The 18,185-nt window shown below is 47.3% G+C and carries 32 protein-coding genes; 2 read left to right on the top strand and 30 right to left on the bottom strand.

Annotated elements, in window-relative coordinates:
- Positions 1-150: 150 nt before the first annotated feature.
- The 6 genes from AC4G46_RS29010 to AC4G46_RS29035 form a co-directional block, all read right to left on the bottom strand.
- Positions 151-480, bottom strand: coding sequence for a phage tail assembly protein (locus AC4G46_RS29010; protein WP_491125717.1), 330 nt, complete (start codon positions 478-480; stop codon positions 151-153).
- A 16-nt stretch (positions 481-496) separates the two neighbouring features.
- Complete coding sequence (locus AC4G46_RS29015; protein ID WP_491125718.1) at positions 497-1,018, bottom strand: phage major tail tube protein; 522 nt, start codon at positions 1,016-1,018, stop codon at positions 497-499.
- Positions 1,019-1,030: 12 nt separating this feature from the next.
- A complete protein-coding gene (locus AC4G46_RS29020) occupies positions 1,031-2,476 on the bottom strand; it encodes a phage tail sheath family protein (protein WP_491125719.1) in 1,446 nt (481 codons plus the stop codon).
- 3 nt (positions 2,477-2,479) lie between these two features.
- Positions 2,480-2,827, bottom strand: coding sequence for a hypothetical protein (locus tag AC4G46_RS29025; protein ID WP_491125720.1), 348 nt, complete (start codon positions 2,825-2,827; stop codon positions 2,480-2,482).
- A complete protein-coding gene (locus AC4G46_RS29030) occupies positions 2,824-3,243 on the bottom strand; it encodes a hypothetical protein (protein ID WP_491125721.1) in 420 nt (139 codons plus the stop codon). Before AC4G46_RS29030 ends, AC4G46_RS29025 begins: the two co-directional genes overlap by 4 nt.
- 139 nt (positions 3,244-3,382) lie before the next feature.
- Positions 3,383-3,883 (bottom strand): sigma factor-like helix-turn-helix DNA-binding protein, encoded by a 501-nt coding sequence (locus AC4G46_RS29035; protein ID WP_491125722.1) that lies wholly within the window; start codon positions 3,881-3,883, stop codon positions 3,383-3,385.
- Between the two features lie 212 nt (positions 3,884-4,095).
- On the opposite strand from AC4G46_RS29035, the gene AC4G46_RS29040 reads away from it, so the two are divergent.
- Both AC4G46_RS29040 and AC4G46_RS29045 read left to right on the top strand, forming a co-directional pair.
- Entirely contained in the window at positions 4,096-4,482 is a 387-nt protein-coding gene (locus AC4G46_RS29040; RefSeq protein ID WP_491125723.1) for a helix-turn-helix domain-containing protein, read from the top strand.
- A gap of 94 nt (positions 4,483-4,576) precedes the next feature.
- Positions 4,577-5,464, top strand: a complete 888-nt coding sequence (locus AC4G46_RS29045; protein WP_491125724.1) for an ImmA/IrrE family metallo-endopeptidase — start codon at positions 4,577-4,579, stop codon at positions 5,462-5,464.
- Between the two features lie 81 nt (positions 5,465-5,545).
- On the opposite strand, the gene rpsI is transcribed toward AC4G46_RS29045, so the two are convergent.
- From rpsI to rpsQ, 24 genes are all read right to left on the bottom strand, one after another.
- The gene (rpsI, locus tag AC4G46_RS29050) at positions 5,546-5,938 is read right to left on the bottom strand and encodes a 30S ribosomal protein S9 (RefSeq protein WP_090719859.1); all 393 of its coding nucleotides are present in this window, start codon (positions 5,936-5,938) and stop codon (positions 5,546-5,548) included.
- 20 nt (positions 5,939-5,958) lie between these two features.
- Positions 5,959-6,396, bottom strand: coding sequence for a 50S ribosomal protein L13 (gene rplM / locus AC4G46_RS29055; RefSeq protein ID WP_277472304.1), 438 nt, complete (start codon positions 6,394-6,396; stop codon positions 5,959-5,961).
- Positions 6,397-6,735: 339 nt separating this feature from the next.
- Positions 6,736-7,515, bottom strand: a complete 780-nt coding sequence (gene truA, locus AC4G46_RS29060) for a tRNA pseudouridine(38-40) synthase TruA (RefSeq protein WP_491125725.1) — start codon at positions 7,513-7,515, stop codon at positions 6,736-6,738.
- Between the two features lie 322 nt (positions 7,516-7,837).
- Positions 7,838-8,203 (bottom strand): 50S ribosomal protein L17, encoded by a 366-nt coding sequence (gene rplQ / locus AC4G46_RS29065; RefSeq protein ID WP_019908254.1) that lies wholly within the window; start codon positions 8,201-8,203, stop codon positions 7,838-7,840.
- Between the two features lie 42 nt (positions 8,204-8,245).
- Positions 8,246-9,190, bottom strand: a complete 945-nt coding sequence (locus AC4G46_RS29070; RefSeq protein ID WP_068727647.1) for a DNA-directed RNA polymerase subunit alpha — start codon at positions 9,188-9,190, stop codon at positions 8,246-8,248.
- 131 nt (positions 9,191-9,321) lie between these two features.
- Complete coding sequence (gene rpsK, locus AC4G46_RS29075; protein WP_062520357.1) at positions 9,322-9,717, bottom strand: 30S ribosomal protein S11; 396 nt, start codon at positions 9,715-9,717, stop codon at positions 9,322-9,324.
- Positions 9,718-9,736: 19 nt separating this feature from the next.
- Positions 9,737-10,105 carry a 30S ribosomal protein S13 gene (rpsM, locus tag AC4G46_RS29080; protein ID WP_042181056.1) on the bottom strand — a complete coding sequence of 123 codons (369 nt, stop codon included), beginning with the start codon at positions 10,103-10,105 and terminating at the stop codon, positions 9,737-9,739.
- Positions 10,106-10,124: 19 nt separating this feature from the next.
- Positions 10,125-10,238 carry a 50S ribosomal protein L36 gene (gene rpmJ, locus AC4G46_RS29085; protein ID WP_003322638.1) on the bottom strand — a complete coding sequence of 38 codons (114 nt, stop codon included), beginning with the start codon at positions 10,236-10,238 and terminating at the stop codon, positions 10,125-10,127.
- Between the two features lie 53 nt (positions 10,239-10,291).
- Positions 10,292-10,507 (bottom strand): translation initiation factor IF-1, encoded by a 216-nt coding sequence (gene infA / locus AC4G46_RS29090; protein ID WP_018753971.1) that lies wholly within the window; start codon positions 10,505-10,507, stop codon positions 10,292-10,294.
- 2 nt (positions 10,508-10,509) lie between these two features.
- Positions 10,510-10,818, bottom strand: coding sequence for a KOW domain-containing RNA-binding protein (locus tag AC4G46_RS29095; RefSeq protein ID WP_221800093.1), 309 nt, complete (start codon positions 10,816-10,818; stop codon positions 10,510-10,512).
- A gap of 11 nt (positions 10,819-10,829) precedes the next feature.
- Positions 10,830-11,582, bottom strand: coding sequence for a type I methionyl aminopeptidase (gene map / locus AC4G46_RS29100; protein ID WP_068727651.1), 753 nt, complete (start codon positions 11,580-11,582; stop codon positions 10,830-10,832).
- Between the two features lie 4 nt (positions 11,583-11,586).
- Entirely contained in the window at positions 11,587-12,231 is a 645-nt protein-coding gene (locus tag AC4G46_RS29105) for an adenylate kinase (protein WP_068727652.1), read from the bottom strand.
- Between the two features lie 97 nt (positions 12,232-12,328).
- Positions 12,329-13,627, bottom strand: a complete 1,299-nt coding sequence (gene secY / locus AC4G46_RS29110; RefSeq protein WP_068727653.1) for a preprotein translocase subunit SecY — start codon at positions 13,625-13,627, stop codon at positions 12,329-12,331.
- A complete protein-coding gene (gene rplO, locus AC4G46_RS29115; RefSeq protein WP_020427058.1) occupies positions 13,627-14,067 on the bottom strand; it encodes a 50S ribosomal protein L15 in 441 nt (146 codons plus the stop codon). Before rplO ends, secY begins: the two co-directional genes overlap by 1 nt.
- 41 nt (positions 14,068-14,108) lie before the next feature.
- Positions 14,109-14,294, bottom strand: coding sequence for a 50S ribosomal protein L30 (gene rpmD, locus AC4G46_RS29120; protein ID WP_068727655.1), 186 nt, complete (start codon positions 14,292-14,294; stop codon positions 14,109-14,111).
- Positions 14,295-14,308: 14 nt separating this feature from the next.
- Positions 14,309-14,806 (bottom strand): 30S ribosomal protein S5, encoded by a 498-nt coding sequence (gene rpsE, locus AC4G46_RS29125; protein WP_019908242.1) that lies wholly within the window; start codon positions 14,804-14,806, stop codon positions 14,309-14,311.
- A gap of 26 nt (positions 14,807-14,832) precedes the next feature.
- On the bottom strand, positions 14,833-15,201 hold the full coding sequence (gene rplR / locus AC4G46_RS29130; RefSeq protein ID WP_082708088.1) for a 50S ribosomal protein L18: 369 nt from the start codon (positions 15,199-15,201) through the stop codon (positions 14,833-14,835).
- Positions 15,202-15,289: 88 nt separating this feature from the next.
- On the bottom strand, positions 15,290-15,832 hold the full coding sequence (gene rplF / locus AC4G46_RS29135; protein ID WP_019908240.1) for a 50S ribosomal protein L6: 543 nt from the start codon (positions 15,830-15,832) through the stop codon (positions 15,290-15,292).
- 30 nt (positions 15,833-15,862) lie between these two features.
- Complete coding sequence (gene rpsH / locus AC4G46_RS29140) at positions 15,863-16,261, bottom strand: 30S ribosomal protein S8 (RefSeq protein ID WP_039877390.1); 399 nt, start codon at positions 16,259-16,261, stop codon at positions 15,863-15,865.
- Between the two features lie 32 nt (positions 16,262-16,293).
- Positions 16,294-16,479, bottom strand: coding sequence for a type Z 30S ribosomal protein S14 (locus AC4G46_RS29145; RefSeq protein WP_036589425.1), 186 nt, complete (start codon positions 16,477-16,479; stop codon positions 16,294-16,296).
- 44 nt (positions 16,480-16,523) lie between these two features.
- The gene (gene rplE / locus AC4G46_RS29150; protein WP_068727658.1) at positions 16,524-17,066 is read right to left on the bottom strand and encodes a 50S ribosomal protein L5; all 543 of its coding nucleotides are present in this window, start codon (positions 17,064-17,066) and stop codon (positions 16,524-16,526) included.
- Positions 17,067-17,095: 29 nt separating this feature from the next.
- Positions 17,096-17,449, bottom strand: coding sequence for a 50S ribosomal protein L24 (gene rplX / locus AC4G46_RS29155; protein ID WP_019908235.1), 354 nt, complete (start codon positions 17,447-17,449; stop codon positions 17,096-17,098).
- 58 nt (positions 17,450-17,507) lie between these two features.
- Positions 17,508-17,876, bottom strand: a complete 369-nt coding sequence (rplN, locus tag AC4G46_RS29160) for a 50S ribosomal protein L14 (protein WP_066367616.1) — start codon at positions 17,874-17,876, stop codon at positions 17,508-17,510.
- 38 nt (positions 17,877-17,914) lie between these two features.
- A complete protein-coding gene (rpsQ, locus tag AC4G46_RS29165) occupies positions 17,915-18,181 on the bottom strand; it encodes a 30S ribosomal protein S17 (RefSeq protein ID WP_068727659.1) in 267 nt (88 codons plus the stop codon).
- Positions 18,182-18,185: the final 4 nt, after the last annotated feature.

Genomic DNA, 18,185 nt, shown 5'->3' on the forward strand with positions numbered 1-18,185 from the left:
TTTATTTCCCCCTTCCCTTCAGCCGGGCTACCCGTTCTGCCCAATCACTTATTTCTCCCAGCGTCAGCGAGAGAAAATAAGGAATGGGAGTATAGGTGAACATAGCCAAAAGAGCGGCGAGGTCTTTGATACCTCCGCCGCCCCCACAGCCTACAGCAGCAAAAAACTTTGCGCCCTCAAGGTCAGCTTAGTGAAATCCTTAGCTGAGAGTGCACGGATTAATCCCACATGCACACCTGCGGCTTTTGCCACAATATAGGCCTGATAAGCTTTATTAGTCTCTTTGACCAGCTCACTGCCCCCATTCCGGGCCGTTTCAGCCTGATACTGGCGGTCACAGACGAGAATATCTGCACCGGTCAGCTTATCAAAATCAATTTCCAAGGAATCCACGGTGTTCCCCTCAAAAGTAACCGGCCGGGCGAAAGTATAAACTTCCGCCGTGGCCTCCTCATTTACGTTTTTTTGTTCAATGTCCATTGTTCAGTGCTCCCCCTTAATTCATTGATAAGTTAGATCTTGTTACTTGCAGATAATCCTTACCATGTACCTTATGGATATAGTTGTACTTGTCGATTTCCAGCACTGTAACCTGATTGAGGTCAACCTTCAGATAACTCACCGAGAAATTATTTGTTGTTTCCATGGTTGCCGCCGGCTCCAGATTCCCAAGAGTCAGTCCCAACGGTCTCGCACGGACTGTAACTTTAAGGGCAGACTCCTTATATTCACCAGACGAGGTATCAAAGGTTTGAATGGATGCACGCAGATCTAATGAATGACTAACCGGAGCCAGCAGTTCAGCGGCAGCCTCTTCCATAGTCCGCCAGGTTAGAGCCAGACTCATTGCACCTGTCTGTCCCGGGGACGGAGCCTCCATCTCCCCCGCTATTCCCCCGCCTTTAATGGTTTCCACCAGATACGTAATCTCCGGCAGTGTAGCGGTAGCAGTACCCAGATATTTTGTACCGTTCAGGAATACCGAATAATCAATTACCCGTTCTGATCTTTTAGGCATGTTTGTTCCTCCTTAGGCTACTACTGCAGCCAAATATGTTGTGTCGTATTCAAGCTGGAATGAGATTTCCTGTGCCGGCCCCGGCGGTGTGATGTATAAATGGAACGTAACCTTGCCAGCCATAAGGTCTGCGGCCTGATTTTCGGAAGCATTAAATTCAACACGTCCACCCAATAGCGCACCGGAAGCAGTAAGGCCGTTCAGCCAAATATTTACGGAGTCCGTAACCGCAGCAATCAGCCGCTTGTTCATCGGATCATCCACCTTCTGCATGTAAGTCAGGATCAGGCTGTTCCCGATCCAGTTAAACATACGGCGGACCGGAATGAAGCTGTCCTTGGGATCCGTTACTCCAGGAAATGCGCCAGTGTTGTTCCCCCATGTCTTCCAGCCGCTTGTCCCCAGATTTACGGCCGTCATGATGCCGAGACTGTTCATATAGCTCACCTGATCAATACCCAGATACAGGCTCGTACCATCTGAGAGTACAGTCCCGTCAGCCTGAAGCGTTTTATTGGATGGCGATACATAAGGAACACCGCCGTTATTGGCATCTGTTGCGGCAATCAGCCCGGCCAGCTGCGTAGAAAAATGATACTGCTTATCGCCCAGGGTAAGCATCGGATAAGAAGCAATTTGCAATGATCCATTATAGTTGTTATCCGACTTCCAAACACCTGCAGCGCTGTAGGCTTGGCCAGGATCAATATCAGTAAGTGCCATTGCCTTAAAATTACCATTAATATTTCCGGCTTTGGCCCGCATTACCGCAGCGACTGAAGGGAGTTGAGACCAGCCTGGTGCAAGCAGAAGATCCGGAAGGACACCAAACCGCGGATAAACCTGATTAATCAGTTCAAACCCGGTGTAATCTCCCCCAGGAGTCAAACCGCCGATAATATCATCTGCATCTACAGCCTCAGGACTAAGCTTGTCATATCCAATAGAGAGCTGGGTGACATTAGCCGCGATGGCTCCGTCCGCTTTTGTTGTAACGATAACAAGACCTTCATCATCAAATGCCGCTGTATAATCCTTACCTGCCACATAAGTTGAAACCCCGTCAGATGATTTGACTTTAAGCGAGGGCAGCAGCACGCCTTCAGCAGTCAGCTTCGCAACCCGGTTATTGACAGTGACCGCCGCCGGTGTAACCACGGCCTTATGGACAGCAGGATCAAGGACATTAACCAGAATTAACGGTGCCTTTTGGTACAGGACAAAATGGGAGTGAATCAGCTCGCAGAGCGAATATTTCGTCCAATCCTCACTGTAACCAAGCAAGGCTACAGCTTCTGCATAGGTATAGGCCAAAACAGGGGTGTTGACCGGTACTGCCGCAGATGCCAGATGGATCGGCGCTGTACCAACCGCAAAAGGGATGCCGCTTGCCGCCTCTGCCGGTGCCAGTACAGATGTCGGTTGTTCAATAATGTTGATTCCGTGTTTATAAGCCATGAATTAGTTCCCCTTTTCTAAAAGCCTTTGATATGCTGCATGCTCTGCAGTTCCAGCCTGAACGATGCGTTCCAGCACTTCCGCCATTCCCTCTACCGGTACAGTAAGTTCTGCTACATCCGGCTTATCAGTGAATAAAGGCTTCAAGTATGCGGGAACTCCGGCGCGAAAAACAGTGGACTGCAGCAAACGCCCTCCCGGTAAATTAGGTCCCAAGTAAATACTTGCTGTTCCAGCTGCACGCTCGTTCACTTTGATACCATCGTCCTGGACGATTTGATTTAAATCATTCATCATTTCTGGCTCCACCTGCTCCTCTATCATGTTAGTTGTTTTTTTCAATCGGCTCACAATTGTACCTCCCGTCTAATTTGGGGCAATACCCATTTGGTTGTAACCTCTCCGGCCCACTTGGCCAAAGGCTGTTCTTCAGTCAGTTTCCATTTCCAGCTGTCATCGATTGCGAATTGCCTGGCAATAATCTTTTCCCTCATCAGCAGGATTCGTACCCGCTCCATGAGGTTCAGCAAATCAGTCAGTCCTGATTCGCCTTCCGTTTGGGTACCAATAATCAGTTTAAGCAAAGTCTTAATATTGTCCTTATCACCCTCACCCTCTTCAGGGCGGATAATAATGAACGGATAAGCCGGCTCTTCCGGCTCCTTGGGGAGAGCACCCAAATACACTCTAGGAACTGTTGCCGAATCATCAGCCAACTCTTTTTCCAGGAAGGTTTGAATTGCTTTAATGAGTAGATAAATGGTCACTGCGCTCCTCCTTCCAAGACAGATTTACTGCGGAGTATCTAATGAGAATCACCCCCTCTCCTGTTTCGCGGTTATGCGTAGGTTATTTGGTCTTTCTAAACATAAGGGGCATTCACTAGACAAAGCCTTCAACGTATTTTTAAAGCACACACCAAACCTCTGCTACGAGTGGAGTGATTTTTCTCTGGGCACGTTGCATGTACTCACTTACACTGCCAGCGGTGATACCGAGCATTTCTGCTGCAGTAGCGTGCGAGAAACCCTCACCGTGGACCAGCACAAAGCATTCCCGTTCTCTTCTGCTTAAGGGCTCCAGAGCGAAGGTAAGCAGTGCCTGCTGATCTTCAGATAATCCGTCTCCCGGGAAGCCTGAGGTATAAGTGCTAAATCTTTGCATACGCGCAGGTTCTACGGGAATCTCCCGCTCGTATCCGGCTCTGCGCTCAATACCGCGCCTATTTCCGGGACGCCTGCCTGTATGCAGCCATTCGATGACATATTTACAGTCGCTAATCATCCCAGCGATTATTTTCTTATCTTCAATATCAGCATTTTGATATGCCTTTTCTGCGTATTTCAGAGATTGACGGTACTCCTGCAGCAATTCCTGGAGGTCAATTGGGCACAGCTTGTCTACCATGAGCATCACAGCTCCCTCTAATATTTATTTATATAACGGAAAATACTCAATTGCGTATTTTATACCCATATTATGTTCAATTGCGTATTTTGTCAATTACAAATCTCTTTTAAAATACGATATTGAACATTTACATTCTTATTTATCCTCTCTATAATGAAAAGAGGATGCGAATTAACGTATATTTGCTTTGGTTAAAAGGAGGGCTACATGTGCGGAGGGCTGAAGTTTTAAAAAAACTGATTGAGGAAACCGGCCTGAACACAAAGGCATTTGCTGAAAAGGCAGGAATTCCCTATACTACACTCAGATCGATGCTGATGCGGGGTGTTGGCGGAGCTTCAGTGGATAATGTGATTAAAGTATGCCGTGCTTTAGGGATAACTACTGAGGAAATGGACCGTCTGGCCTTTAGACCTGACGAGGCTAGCGCCTTTAAACAGGAACTCGCTGAGTTTGAAGCCTTTATTAACAATCCGGAACACAGCTTATTTTTCAAAGATTATCTCGATGCTCCAGAAGAACGGAAACGGGAGATGCTTACCTTTTGGCACTTCATTAAAGACGCCGAGAAGAAAAAAACAGAAACTGGTCAATGACACAATATTAGTAAGGATTATCGTGGTATCAGCCATCGAGCTGGTTTCACGCACCCATAAATACGAACATACATTCCCTTTCAGGAGGAAGCTAATGTTTAAACATTACAAAAATACGATTCTCGAGCAGTTTATAGAAACTTTGTACATAGAACATCACATATGTGCGCCAGAGCATATTTCCCTCCAGAGGCTTGCTGAAGCCCTTGACGTCTATGTTCAGTACTCTCCAATTAGCAGCAGGGCCTATGAGTCAGATTCAGGTGTACGCTGCATTCTTATAGACAGCCGGCTCTCACCTATGAAACAACGGCTAGACTTTCTGCATGAGCTTTGTCATATTCTCAGACATGCCGGCAATCAGCTGGTTATGCCGGTTCTTTTCATTAAAGCCCAGGAATGGGACGCTGAACATTTTGTACTCTATGCTTCGATGCCTTACTTTATGATTCAGTCACAGCAGCTGCCCGGTGATTACAATCAGACTATCCGGCAAATATCCGATACTTTTGGCGTTCCAAGAGAGCTGGCAAAAATAAGGTTTGATCAAATTCTGCGCCGCGAATACGAAGGTGAATTGACAGATGGATTCACTAATTTCAGCAACCCTGCTCTCAGAGTAAACCAGCAGCCGGAGTTTCCTGATGCAACTAAAATATTCGCCTACTATGATCCTCACAGCACTTTTGATGGCCCTGATCAACTTATTATAAGGTTAGACTATACAACATTAAGCACGCAGTATGAACTGCCTATACCCAGAGATGTCCGGTTCCAGGAGCTTGAGTGGGAGGCTTTAAAGGATATTGCAGTAGAACCCACTATCAGCGGCGATATTGTTTGTTTTGACGGACAATTAACTTTACAAATTCACAGGCTGGTCTTTAGGTACGGATTGTCTAAACATACTTTTGTAATGCATATGCGGGATGTTGAGCAGATTATTGAAACCGATCAGAGAGTAACACGAAGATTTAATTAAGAGGACACGTGCCCGAAGAATATAAAAAGCCCCTGACCCAAAAGGGCCAGAGGCTTGATGTCCTTGATTGACAAGGTAATATTAACGTTTCGAGAACTGTGGAGCACGACGAGCAGCTTTGAGGCCGTATTTCTTACGTTCCTTCATACGTGGGTCACGAGTCAGGAAGCCGGCTTTTTTAAGAGCGCCGCGGTATTCCGGATCAACCTTCAGAAGTGCACGGGCGATCCCGTGACGGATTGCTCCAGCCTGGCCGGATGTTCCGCCACCGTGTGCAAGAACGATTACATCGTAGCTGCCCAGTGTTTCAGTCAGGTTCAAAGGTTGTCTTACGATCATCTTCAGTGTTTCAACACCGAAGTATTCATCCATCTCACGTTTGTTAATGACAATGCGTCCTTCACCCGGTACAAGGCGAACACGTGCTACCGAATGTTTACGACGACCTGTCCCATAGTATTGTACTTGTGCCATGAAACTGTCCTCCTCTATTCTTATCCGCGAAGTTCGTAAACTTCAGGTTTTTGTGCTGCATGTGGATGCTCGGCGCCTGCATAAACTTTAAGTCTCAGCTTCATGTGATCGCCTTGACGAGTCTTAGGAATCATACCGTGAACAGCAGATTCAATTACACGCTCAGGTTTTGTTTTCAGCAGCTGATCAGCAGTTGTAACTTTCAAACCACCTGGGTGCATCGAGTGACGGTAGTATTTCTTATTCTGCAGTTTCTTGCCTGTCAGGTGAATCTTCTCAGCGTTGATAACAATTACGAAATCACCAGTATCAACGTGTGGAGTGAATTGCGGTTTGTGTTTGCCACGGATCAGAGCAGCGGCTTCGCTAGCCAGACGACCAAGTGTCTTGCCTTCGGCATCAATGATGTGCCAAGTGCGTTCAACTTCGTTCGGCTTCGCCATATAGGTGGTACGCATGAATGTTTCCTCCTTGTTCTCGTACGAAAATCTTCTGTTTCGTATATCTAATTTCTCATTGGAATTACGATTAAGTTAGTTAGGTAAAGCTTGTTTTGTTGGCATTTTCTTGAGCGGGGCTGTGGGATAGCCATCAAGAAAACACAACTTTTATATTACAGCATAACCACGACAAGTGCAAGTCATTTTTAATCCGAACCTCATATATTTTCTACAAAAAGTAACGGCAACACCGTCCTAAACAGGGCGGTATCCGTTGCTGCGAGAAAGATAAGGATAAAGGATAGCGTAAAACGTATACTTTCTTATCTTTTTAAAAAACAGCGGATTCCGGATCGTTCAATTATTGTCCTCATCATATTCCACACTCCAAAGTGCAAGGCCTTTAGCAACCGCTGTAGGCCCCGCTGCAGCACGGTTGCATGCTGCCAGAATATCTGCAACTTTGTCCGCCTGGTACTTGCGCTCGCCCACCTGAATCAGCGTTCCCATAATGATACGGACCATGTGCTGCAGAAAACCGCTGCCGGTAATATACGTATGAATAACACCCTGGTCATCCGAGCCTGGACGGCACATACTGCGGTCAATCTCCATGTAGGCTTCATAAATAGTCCGTATATGCGAAGTCTTGGTTGACTTGCGGGAGGCAAATGAAGTGTAGTCATGGGTGCCCACCAGATGCGCCAGTCCCTGCTGCATAGCCGTTATATCCAGCTTCAAGGGGTGGTGGTGCTGCCAGCGCCGCTGAAAAGGGTCGGGAAACCTGTTGCCGTTTATCGTGTACCGGTAGGTCTTACGCTTGGCTCCTCTGCGTGAGTGGAACGAAAGCGGTACCTCCTTCGCCTCAGTAACAACGATATCCTGCGGTAATCTGGCGTTAAGCGCCAGACACCAGCGCTCCAGCGGTATCTGGGAGGAAGTCATGAAGTTGAACGGCTGACCGTAAGCGTGAACCCCTGCATCCGTCCGGCCTGAGGCTGTAATCTTCAACGCCTCGCCAGTCAGATGGAGAATCGCCTGCTCCAGCCGGTCCTGAATCGTATTGCCCTGAGGCTGGGTCTGAAAGCCATCATAATGGGTACCGTCATAATTGACCTTCATCAATAGATTGCGCATTTCATTCTTCCTTTCAAGCTCCTAAGCTCACTTAACCGTAATTCATATTCACAAGTAGAAACGGCATAGCCGTCCTAAGCAGGGCGGTAGCCGTTTCTGCGAGAAATATAAGGATGATTTATAGCGTAAAACATATAAATCCTTATATTGAAAAAAAAGAGCCCCGGCGGGAGCTCCTTCTACTCTTTACAAGGTGATTCCCGCGGTTATTGGTACAGCAGGGCCTTATCGCCCCTGCAGCACAATAACAATAATACTTACTGCTCAATCTCCGGAGATCATGAACTTAAAGAGTACAAATCGGAAATCATGACTTGTATTACTACGCGCGGTCTACCAGTTCAAGATAAACCATAGGCGCAGCATCGCCACGGCGAGGTCCCAGTTTCAGGATACGAGTGTATCCGCCTGGACGCTCTGTGTAACGAGGAGCAATATCAGAGAACAATTTTTGGATTGCATCTTGCTCACCGTCTACAGTCTCACGACGAACAAAAGCAGCTACTTGACGGCGAGCATGAAGATCGCCCTTCTTAGCTTTAGTGATCAGTTTCTCAGCGATGGAACGAACTTCCTTCGCTTTGGCTTCCGTTGTCTGGATGCGCTCGTATAGGAACAGATCCGTTACCATGTCACGGAACAACGCTTTACGCGCACTGGAATCACGGCCCAATTTTTGGTATGCCATTTGTTTTCCCTCCTTCACTCAAGTACTCAAGCAATCTGTGAACTATTCTTCTGTGCGAAGACCCAAACCAAGCTCTTCAAGCTTCTCTTGAACTTCTTCCAAAGATTTGCGGCCCAGGTTACGGACCTTCATCATATCTTCTTCAGTTTTCGTAGTCAGCTCTTGTACGGTATTGATACCGGCACGTTTGAGGCAGTTGTAGGAACGGACAGAAAGATCAAGCTCTTCGATTGTCATCTCAAGCACTTTTTCTTTTTTGTCTTCTTCTTTTTCCACCATAATTTCGGCGTCTTTCGCTTCATCCGTAAGACCTACGAATAAGACGAGGTGCTCGTTCAAAATTTTGGCTCCGAGGCTTACAGCCTCTTCCGGTCTGATACTGCCATCTGTCCAAACTTCCAGCGTCAGCTTGTCATAGTTAGTCACTTGTCCGACACGAGTGTTATCAATGACATAGTTTACGCGGGAAATCGGCGTGTAGATGGAGTCAACCGGAATTACACCGATTGGCTGATCGTCGCGTTTGTTCCGGTCTGCTTGGACATAGCCGCGACCACGGCCTGCAAAAATACGCATGTGAAGTCTCGCGCCAGGTCCCAGCGTTGCAATATGAAGATCCGGATTGAGGATTTCAACATCGCTGTCCGCACGGATATCACCTGCGGTAACGATGCCTTCACCCTCAGCATCAATCTCGAACACCTTCTCTTCGTCTGAATGGATCTTCAGCGAAAGAGCTTTGAGGTTCAGAATGATTTCCGTCACATCTTCCATTACGCCAGGAACGGTCGAGAACTCATGCAGAACGCCGTCAATTTGGACCGAAGTCACAGCGGCTCCCGGCAGGGAGGATAGCAGAATCCGGCGAAGCGAGTTCCCCAGAGTCGTGCCATATCCACGTTCCAGCGGTTCAACTACGAATTTCCCATAGGTTCCTTCATCATTGGCTTCTACGGTCTCAATTTTCGGCTTTTCGATTTCTATCACGAGTGTACCCCTCCTTCAAACGTCGCTCCTATATGAAACTGTCACCCCATCAGGTGCATCATGTAGTATGCCTAAACACCTATTATTAGCAGATGCGTCAGAATTATACCACAATCACAATTCTGATTTCACTATACGCGGCGACGTTTCGGCGGACGGCATCCATTGTGAGGAACCGGAGTTACGTCTTTAATGAGGTTTACTTCAAGACCAGCGGCCTGAAGGGAACGGATGGCAGCTTCGCGGCCCGCACCCGGTCCTTTAACCATAACTTCAACGGACTTCATGCCGTGTTCCATAGCTGCCTTAGCAGCAGTTTCGGCTGCCATTTGCGCTGCAAATGGAGTCGATTTACGGGAACCTCTGAATCCTTGACCACCGGAGCTAGCCCAGGAAATTGCATTTCCGTGAGGATCCGTGATCGTAACGATAGTGTTGTTGAACGTGGAACGGATGTGTGCCACGCCAGACTCGATATTTTTCCGGTCGCGACGTTTTGTACGTACGACTTTTTTCGGTTTAGCCATTGTCTCTTATCACCCCTTCTTATTTCTTTTTGTTTGCTACCGTACGGCGCGGGCCTTTACGGGTACGAGCATTGGTTTTAGTGCGTTGACCGCGAACAGGCAATCCACGACGGTGGCGAACACCACGGTAGCAGCCGATCTCAGTAAGACGCTTAATATTCAAGGAAATTTCACGACGCAGGTCACCTTCAACCTTGACCGATTTGTCGATCGTTTCACGCAGTTTGCTGACTTCATCTTCCGTCAAATCACGGACACGTGTGTTAACGTTAATGCCTGTTTCATTAAGAATTTTCTGGGAAGTCGTTTTACCGATTCCGAAAATATAAGTCAAGGCGATCTCAACGCGTTTGTCACGTGGCAAATCCACACCAGCTATACGAGCCATTTTACGCTACACCCCCTTCTTAACCTTGTTTTTGTTTGTGTTTCGGATTTTCGCAAATTACCATAACAGTCCCTTTGCGGCGGATGACTTTGCATTTTTCGCAAATGGGCTTCACAGAAGGTCTTACCTTCATGTTCATTACCTCCTCAAAGTTTTGCGAAGCAAAACTTTCGTTGTAGTTCCCATCTATTTACGGTAAGTTATACGGCCTTTTGATAAATCATAAGGCGATAACTGCACGACCACTTTGTCTCCGGTTAGGATACGGATAAAGTGCATCCGCAATTTCCCGGACACATGGGCAAGTATTTGATGACCGTTCTCAAGCTCAACCTTAAACGTTGCATTCGGTAACGGTTCAATGACCGTTCCTTCCACTTCAATGACATCTTCTTTAGCCACAGTTAGTCTCCTTTCTCATCAGCACTTATTCCAGCTGGACTCCCATACTTCATTACTGCGAACCGCAGCTTTCCGTTGGTTACCCGGCCGGTTTCTTCCAAACTGTCCACAACCTCACTGCTTATGAAGGGTATGAGCTCCAGATGATGAATATTCTTCTTCTTCGGCCCGTCAAACTTTCGTTTGTCTCCGTCAGCAATGTATACAAATCTGCTATCAACAACTGCGATAACAACGGCAGCCTCTCCGGCATCTTTGCCTTTGAGAATTCTCACGATCTGACCAACCTGCGGGCTGCTCCCTGTATTCACGTGAAGATCACCTACGCATTCAGTTTTGTGAAAATTTCCATGCCGTCCGGTGTAACAGCTACTGTATGCTCGAAGTGAGCACAGAGTGAGCCGTCTACCGTAACGACCGTCCAGTTATCTTCCAGAGTTCTGACATATCTGTCTCCGGCGTTTACCATCGGCTCAATCGCGAGTACCATACCCGGCTTCAGACGTGGTCCGCGGTCCGCTATGCCATAGTTCGGAATTTGCGGTTCTTCATGCAGTTCTGCCCCGATGCCATGGCCAACATACTCGCGCACGACGGAAAAACCGGCGTCCTCGATATACTGCTGGATCGCATGGGAGATTGTAAACAAGCGCACATCCGGTTTGACTAACGCCAATCCTGCGTACAAGGAGCCTTCCGTGACGTCCAGCAGACGCTGAGCTTCATCGGAAATGCTGCCTACCCCGTAGGTCCAGGCGGAATCACCGTGATAACCGCGGTACTCGGCACCAATATCCAGCGTCACAATGTCGCCTTCGATCAGCTTGCGTTTACCCGGAAATCCATGCACCAATTGTTCGTTGACTGAAGCGCAAATGCTGGCAGGAAAACCGTTGTAACCTTTGAAAGACGGCACAGCACCTTGACTGCGAATATATTGATCGGCGATTCTGTCGAGCTCTCCGGTGGTGATCCCCGGCTCAATGGCCTTGGCAATCAGCCGGTGACTCTCGGCAACAATACGACCAGCTTCCCTCATAAAGGCAAGTTCCTGCTCGGATTTACAAATGATCATTACATTAACCCCGCAGTAAAGATACGATTTCGGAAGTAACGACGTCAATTTCGTTCTCTCCGTTTACCTGCCGCAAAAGACCTTTATTCTCATAGAATGCAAGCAGCGGCGCTGTCTTGTTATCATACTCATCCAGACGCTTGCCTACGCTCTCTTCGTTGTCATCCGGACGTTGATACAGTTCACCGCCATCAATGTCGCAAATGCCTTCTTGCTTCGGCGGGTTGAAAATTAAATGGTAGGATGCACCGCATACCTTGCAGATCCGGCGTCCGGTAAGACGCGCCATCAGCAGTCCGCGGTCCACATTCAAGTTGATTACATGATCCAGTGAAGTGCCGGCACGGCTCAAAAGATCTTCCAGCGCTTCCGCTTGCGAAAGGGTTCTTGGAAAACCATCCAATAAGAAACCTTTTTCGCAATCGGACTGCTGGAGCCGTTCCTCAACGATTCCAATGGTCACATCATCAGGTACAAGCAAACCTTGATCGATATAGGATTTGGCTTTCAGTCCGACCGGTGTCTGTTCCTTTATCGCTAAACGGAAGGCGTCACCTGTCGAAATATGCGGAATACCAAGCTCTTTTACGATTACAGCTGCCTGTGTTCCCTTGCCTGCCCCAGGAGGGCCCATGAATAAAATGTTCACGTTTCTCTCTTCTCCCTCCAAAAGTTCGCCACCAAGCAAGAAACAGCACAATAGGTGCCGGGAAGTAGGTAGACCTTAGCTTCACGGAACCTATCGCCTATTTGTTGATGAAGCCTTTGTAATGGCGTTTGATCAATTGGCTCTCGATCTGCTTCATCGTATCCAGTGCTACACCGACCACGATCAACAGCGCGGTACCGCCAATCTGCACCTGCCGCGGCAAGCCGGACAGGGAACCGAAGAGTACAGGCAAGACAGAAATAACAGCCAGGAAAAGGGCACCGGACATGGTCAGGCGCGACATTACTCTGGTTAAATACTTCTCAGTTGCTTTACCCGGACGGATACCAGGAATGTAACCACCGTTCTTCTTCATGTTGTCAGCCATCTGCTGCGGGTTCATCTGGACAAACGTGTAGAAGAACGTAAATCCGATGATCATGATTACATACAGTACCATCCCTAGCGGCTTATCATGAGCAAGATTGTTGGTGATCCATTTAGCCCATTCATGCGTTGACCAAAAGCTCGAGATTACAATTGGAAATTGAAGCAGTGAAACGGCAAAGATAACCGGAATTACACCTGCCGCATTGATTTTAAGCGGAATGTGTGTATTCTGTCCACCGTACATTTTGTTACCGACCACGCGTTTGGCATATTGTACAGGGATTTTACGGATACCTTGTTGAACAAAGATAACCCCTGTAATAATACCCACAATCACGATCAGTATAATAACGACTTTAAGAATATTCAGGAACACCTGATCCGGCTGAATAAAGCTTGATTGCGCCGTAGTCGTGATATATCCCGGGATGGCGGCGACGATTCCCGCAAAAATCAGGATCGAAATCCCGTTTCCTATTCCCTTTTCAGTGATCTGTTCACCAAGCCACATCAGGAACGATGTACCTGCAGTCAGTATGATCGCGATCAGCAGGTAATCCGCAAAGGTTGCATTTGGAATCATCTCAGTGCCGTAGATCCGGTTAAACCCGATTGAGGTCGCAAACGCTTGAATCAGACCGAGTACGACTGTACCGTAACGGGTGATTTGCGCCAGTTGCTTTTTCCCGTGCTCCCCTTGCTTAGCCCACTCGGCAAACTTAGGAATAACATCCATCGAGAGCAATTGCACTATGATGGATGCTGTAATGTACGGGTAAATACTAATCGCAAAAATCGAGAAGTTTTTGAGCGCTCCGCCCGAGAAGGTGTTCAAAAGACCCATCAAAGCTTCGCCGCTTTGATTTGTTGATTCCAGCACTTCTTTGTTCACACCGGGAACCGGTACAAACGAACCGATGCGGTAGATGATCAGAACGAACAGGGTAAACAGGATCTTTTTGCGCAAATCTTCAACATGCCATATATTCTTAAGCGTCTTGAACATTAGATCACCTCGGTTTTACCGCCGGCAGCCTCGATTTTCTCTACCGCAGATTGAGAGAACTTATTTGCTTGTACAGTCAATTTAACGGCCAGTTCGCCATTACCGAGGATCTTGATGCCGCTCTTGGAATTCTTGACAACACCAGTTTCAATCAGCAACTGTGGAGTCACTTCAGTTCCTTCAGCAAAGCTATTCAGATCTTCCAGGTTCACAATCGCATACTCTTTACGGGTAGGATTGATGAAACCACGTTTAGGCAGACGACGATAGAGCGGGTTTTGACCACCCTCGAAGCCAGGACGAACACCACCGCCGGAACGGGAGTTCTGACCTTTATGACCGCGTCCGGACGTTTTACCGTTACCGCTACTTGGTCCGCGACCAACGCGATTGCGTTCTTTGCGGGAACCAGGAGCTGGAGCAAGTTCATGTAACTTCATCGTTTGCACCTCCTTATGTTTTGTTAATTTATGCGAGGCGTTTAGCCTTCAATTTCTGTTACGGACAGCAAATGGCTCACTTTGTTGATCATTCCGCGAATTGCAGGAGTGTCATTGTGAACCACGGTCGAGTTGGTTTTGCCCAGGCCGAGCGTCTTAACAGTAACACGTTGTGTCTGTGGACGACCGATTACACTACGAACGAGGGTAATTTGCAATTTAGCCATTGACGTTCCCCTCCTTAACCGCGTAATTCTTCGACAGATTTGCCGCGAAGCTTCGCGACTTCTTCAATGCGCTTGAGGCGGGAAAGACCCTCCAAAGTTGCATTGACCATGTTCATGGAATTCGAAGAACCCAAAGATTTTGTCAAGATATCGCCAACGCCTGCCAATTCCAGTACCGCACGAACAGGACCGCCGGCGATAACGCCAGTACCTTCGGAAGCTGGTTTCAGCAGCACGCGTCCTGCGCCGAAATGTCCAGTAACGAGGTGAGGAATCGAAGTTCCTACGATTGGAATGTGAATCAGGTTTTTCTTGGCGTCTTCAATGCCTTTACGGATGGCATCCGGTACTTCACCGGCTTTACCAATACCCGCACCGACATAGCCGTTGCCGTCGCCCACTACAACAAGTGCACTAAAGCTGAAACGGCGTCCGCCTTTTACAACTTTTGCTACACGGTTGATGTGTACAACTCTTTCAGTCAGCTCTAAACTGTTCGGATCTATACGCAAGTCGTTAACCTCCTTTTAGAAATATTCTAGAATTCAAGACCAGCTTCGCGAGCTGCATCAGCCAAAGCCTGAATCCGTCCATGGTACAGGTATCCACCGCGGTCAAATACAACCACTGCATATCCCTTTGCTTTAGCGCGCTCAGCGATCAGTTGACCTACTTTGCTTGCAGCTTCAACGCTGCCGCCATTGCCGATTGTTGCGCTCAGTTCTTTATCCAGAGTGGAGGCAGATACCAGAGTAACACCAGCCACGTCATCGATCAATTGAGCATAGATGTGTTTCGCAGAACGGAACACGTTCAAACGTGGACGCTCAACAGTTCCCTGAATCTTCTTACGAACACGCAGGTGTCTTTTGAGACGAGCCTTGTTTTTGTCCTCTTTTGTAATCATGACTTCCATTTCACTCCCTTCAGTTTGCTGCAGAGCAGCTTCACTTTACGATGCACGGGGTATCTTATTGTGAAGAAGAGTAAGCCGATTATTTCTTCTTACCGGCTTTACCTTCCTTACGGATAATACGCTCGCCTTCGTACTTAATACCTTTACCTTTATACGGTTCTGGTTCACGAACGGAACGGATCTTGGCAGCATAAGCGCCAACGCGTTCTTTGTCGATACCTTTAACGATGATCTTCGTGTTCGCAGGAACTTCGAACTCGATGCCCGCTTCCGGTGTAATTTCAACCGGGTGGGAGTAACCAACGTTCAGAACGATTTTATCTCCGGATTTGCTTGCACGATATCCGACCCCAACCAGCTCCAGAGATTTCGAGAAACCTTCAGTCACACCGCTTACCATGTTGCTGACAACGGAGCGGGTTGTGCCGTGAAGTGAACGATGCAATTTGTTATCCGACGGGCGAACAACGGTGATTTCGTTATTTTCAACTGTAACCTTCATGTCTTTATGAAGTTCACGAGTCAAAGTGCCTTTAGGACCTTTTACTGTAATAACGGTGTTGTCCAGAGTGACATCTACACCGCTAGGTACTGCGATTGGTTTGCGACCAATACGAGACATGTGTTGCACCTCCTTATCTTGTGACGTTTATTACCATACGTAGCAGACAACTTCTCCGCCGGATTTGGATTGACGAGCTTCTTTGTCGGTCATAACTCCCTTAGATGTGGAGATAATCGCGATTCCAAGGCCACCGAGTACACGTGGTACTTCGTTGCTCTTCGTGTAAACACGAAGACCTGGCTTACTGATTCTTTTCAGACCAGAGATAACGCGCTCTTGGTTAGGGCCGTATTTCAAGAAGATACGGATAATCCCTTGTTTGCTATCTTCAACGAATTCAGCATCACGAATGAAGCCTTCACGCTTCAGAATGTCCGCGATTTGTTTTTTCATAGTAGAAGCAGGCATTTCTACTGTCTCGTGACGCACAATGTTAGCGTTACGAATACGAGTAAGCATATCTGCAATAGGATCAGACATAGTCATGTGTGTAAACCTCCTTCCCGGTTATAGATCTCTTACCAACTTGCTTTTTTCACGCCAGGGATCTGGCCTTTATAAGCTAACTCACGGAAACAAATTCTGCAAATTTTGAACTTCTGCAGTACCGAATGTGGACGACCGCAACGCTCGCAACGTGTGTATGCACGTACTTTGAACTTAGGTTCGCGTTGTTGTTTAACTTTCATCGAAGTTTTTGCCACTTTAGCCTGACACCTCCTAAACAGTTTCGGAGAAATATTGATTCTTATTTAGAGAAAGGCATTCCCAGCTGGTTCAGCAGCTCACGGGATTCCTCATCCGTCTTTGCAGTAGTTACGATAACGATGTCCATACCGCGGACCTTATCAACTTTATCATACTCGATTTCCGGGAAGATCAGTTGTTCTTTAAGACCAAGCGTGTAGTTACCACGGCCGTCAAAGGCTTTGGTGGATACACCGCGGAAGTCACGTACGCGTGGAAGCGTTACGTTGAACAATTTGTCCAGGAAGTAGTACATACGCTCGCCGCGCAGTGTTACTTTTACCCCGATCGGCATGTTTTCGCGCAGTTTGAAACCGGCGATGGATTTCTTTGCTTTAGTGATAACAGGCTTTTGACCAGAGATCAATTGCATGTCGTTAACTGCAGCATCAAGCACTTTGGAGTTCTGAACAGCGTCACCCACACCCATGTTGATGACAACCTTCTCGATCTTAGGCACTTGCATAACAGTTGTATAGTTGAACTTCTGCATCAGAGCAGGTGTAATTTCATTCAAATAACGTTCTTTCATTCTTGCTGCCATGAAGATTTACCTCCTTTCTTTAGGACTAATTAGTCGATAATCTCTCCGGATCTCTTAGCTACCCGAACCTTCTTACCGTTATCGAGCACTTTGTAACCGATACGTGTTACTTTACCGCTCTTCGGATCGATGTGCATTACGTTGGACACATGGATCGAAGCTTCCTGCTCGATGATTCCGCCTTGCGGGTTCAGCTGGTTAGGCTTCTGGTGTTTTTTCACCATGTTTACGCCTTCTACCAGTACGCGGTTTTCGCGAGGATAAGCAGCGATGACACGGCCTTTTTTACCTTTGTCTTTCCCGCTGATCACAAGCACCACATCATCTTTTTTAACGTGCAGTTTATTGTTATGGGATTCCAGAACTTTTTTCACTCTAGGCATTGATTACACCTCCTATGACTAACCTTATCAGTATTTCACGTTACTCTGTGGTAACTTATTAGATTACTTCCGGTGCCAAGGAAACGATCTTCATGTAGTCCTTATCGCGAAGTTCGCGAGCAACTGGTCCGAAGATACGTGTTCCGCGTGGGCTTCTGTCGTCTTTAACAACAACAGCTGCGTTTTCGTCGAATGAAATGTAAGATCCGTCTTTACGGCGTACCGAACGCTTTGTACGAACTACTACCGCTCTAACAACATCACCTTTTTTGACAACGCCGCCTGGTGTTGCTTGTTTAACGGAACAAACGATCAGATCACCGATTGCTGCTGTACGGCGTCCAGTACCACCCAGTACGCGGATACACATCAGTTCCTTCGCACCAGAGTTGTCAGCCACATGCAAACGTGTAAATGGTTGAATCATTATTAATTTCCTCCTTCCGGAAAAACTGTCTGATTATCTTAGATGATAACCGCTTTTTCAACCACTTCAACCAGTCTCCAGCGTTTGTCTTTGGAGAGCGGACGAGTTTCCATGATTTTCACGGTGTCACCGATTTTTGCTACGTTTTCTTCATCATGTGCCTTGAATTTCTTCGTGGACTTGATGCGTTTGTGGTACAGGTCATGCTTTTTATAAGTTTCAACAGCAATTACGATGGTTTTATCCATTTTGTCGCTGACCACTTTACCGATCTGCACTTTACGTGCGTTACGTTCTTCGCTCATAGTT

The sequence above is a fragment of the Paenibacillus sp. fava2 genome (assembly GCF_058313675.1).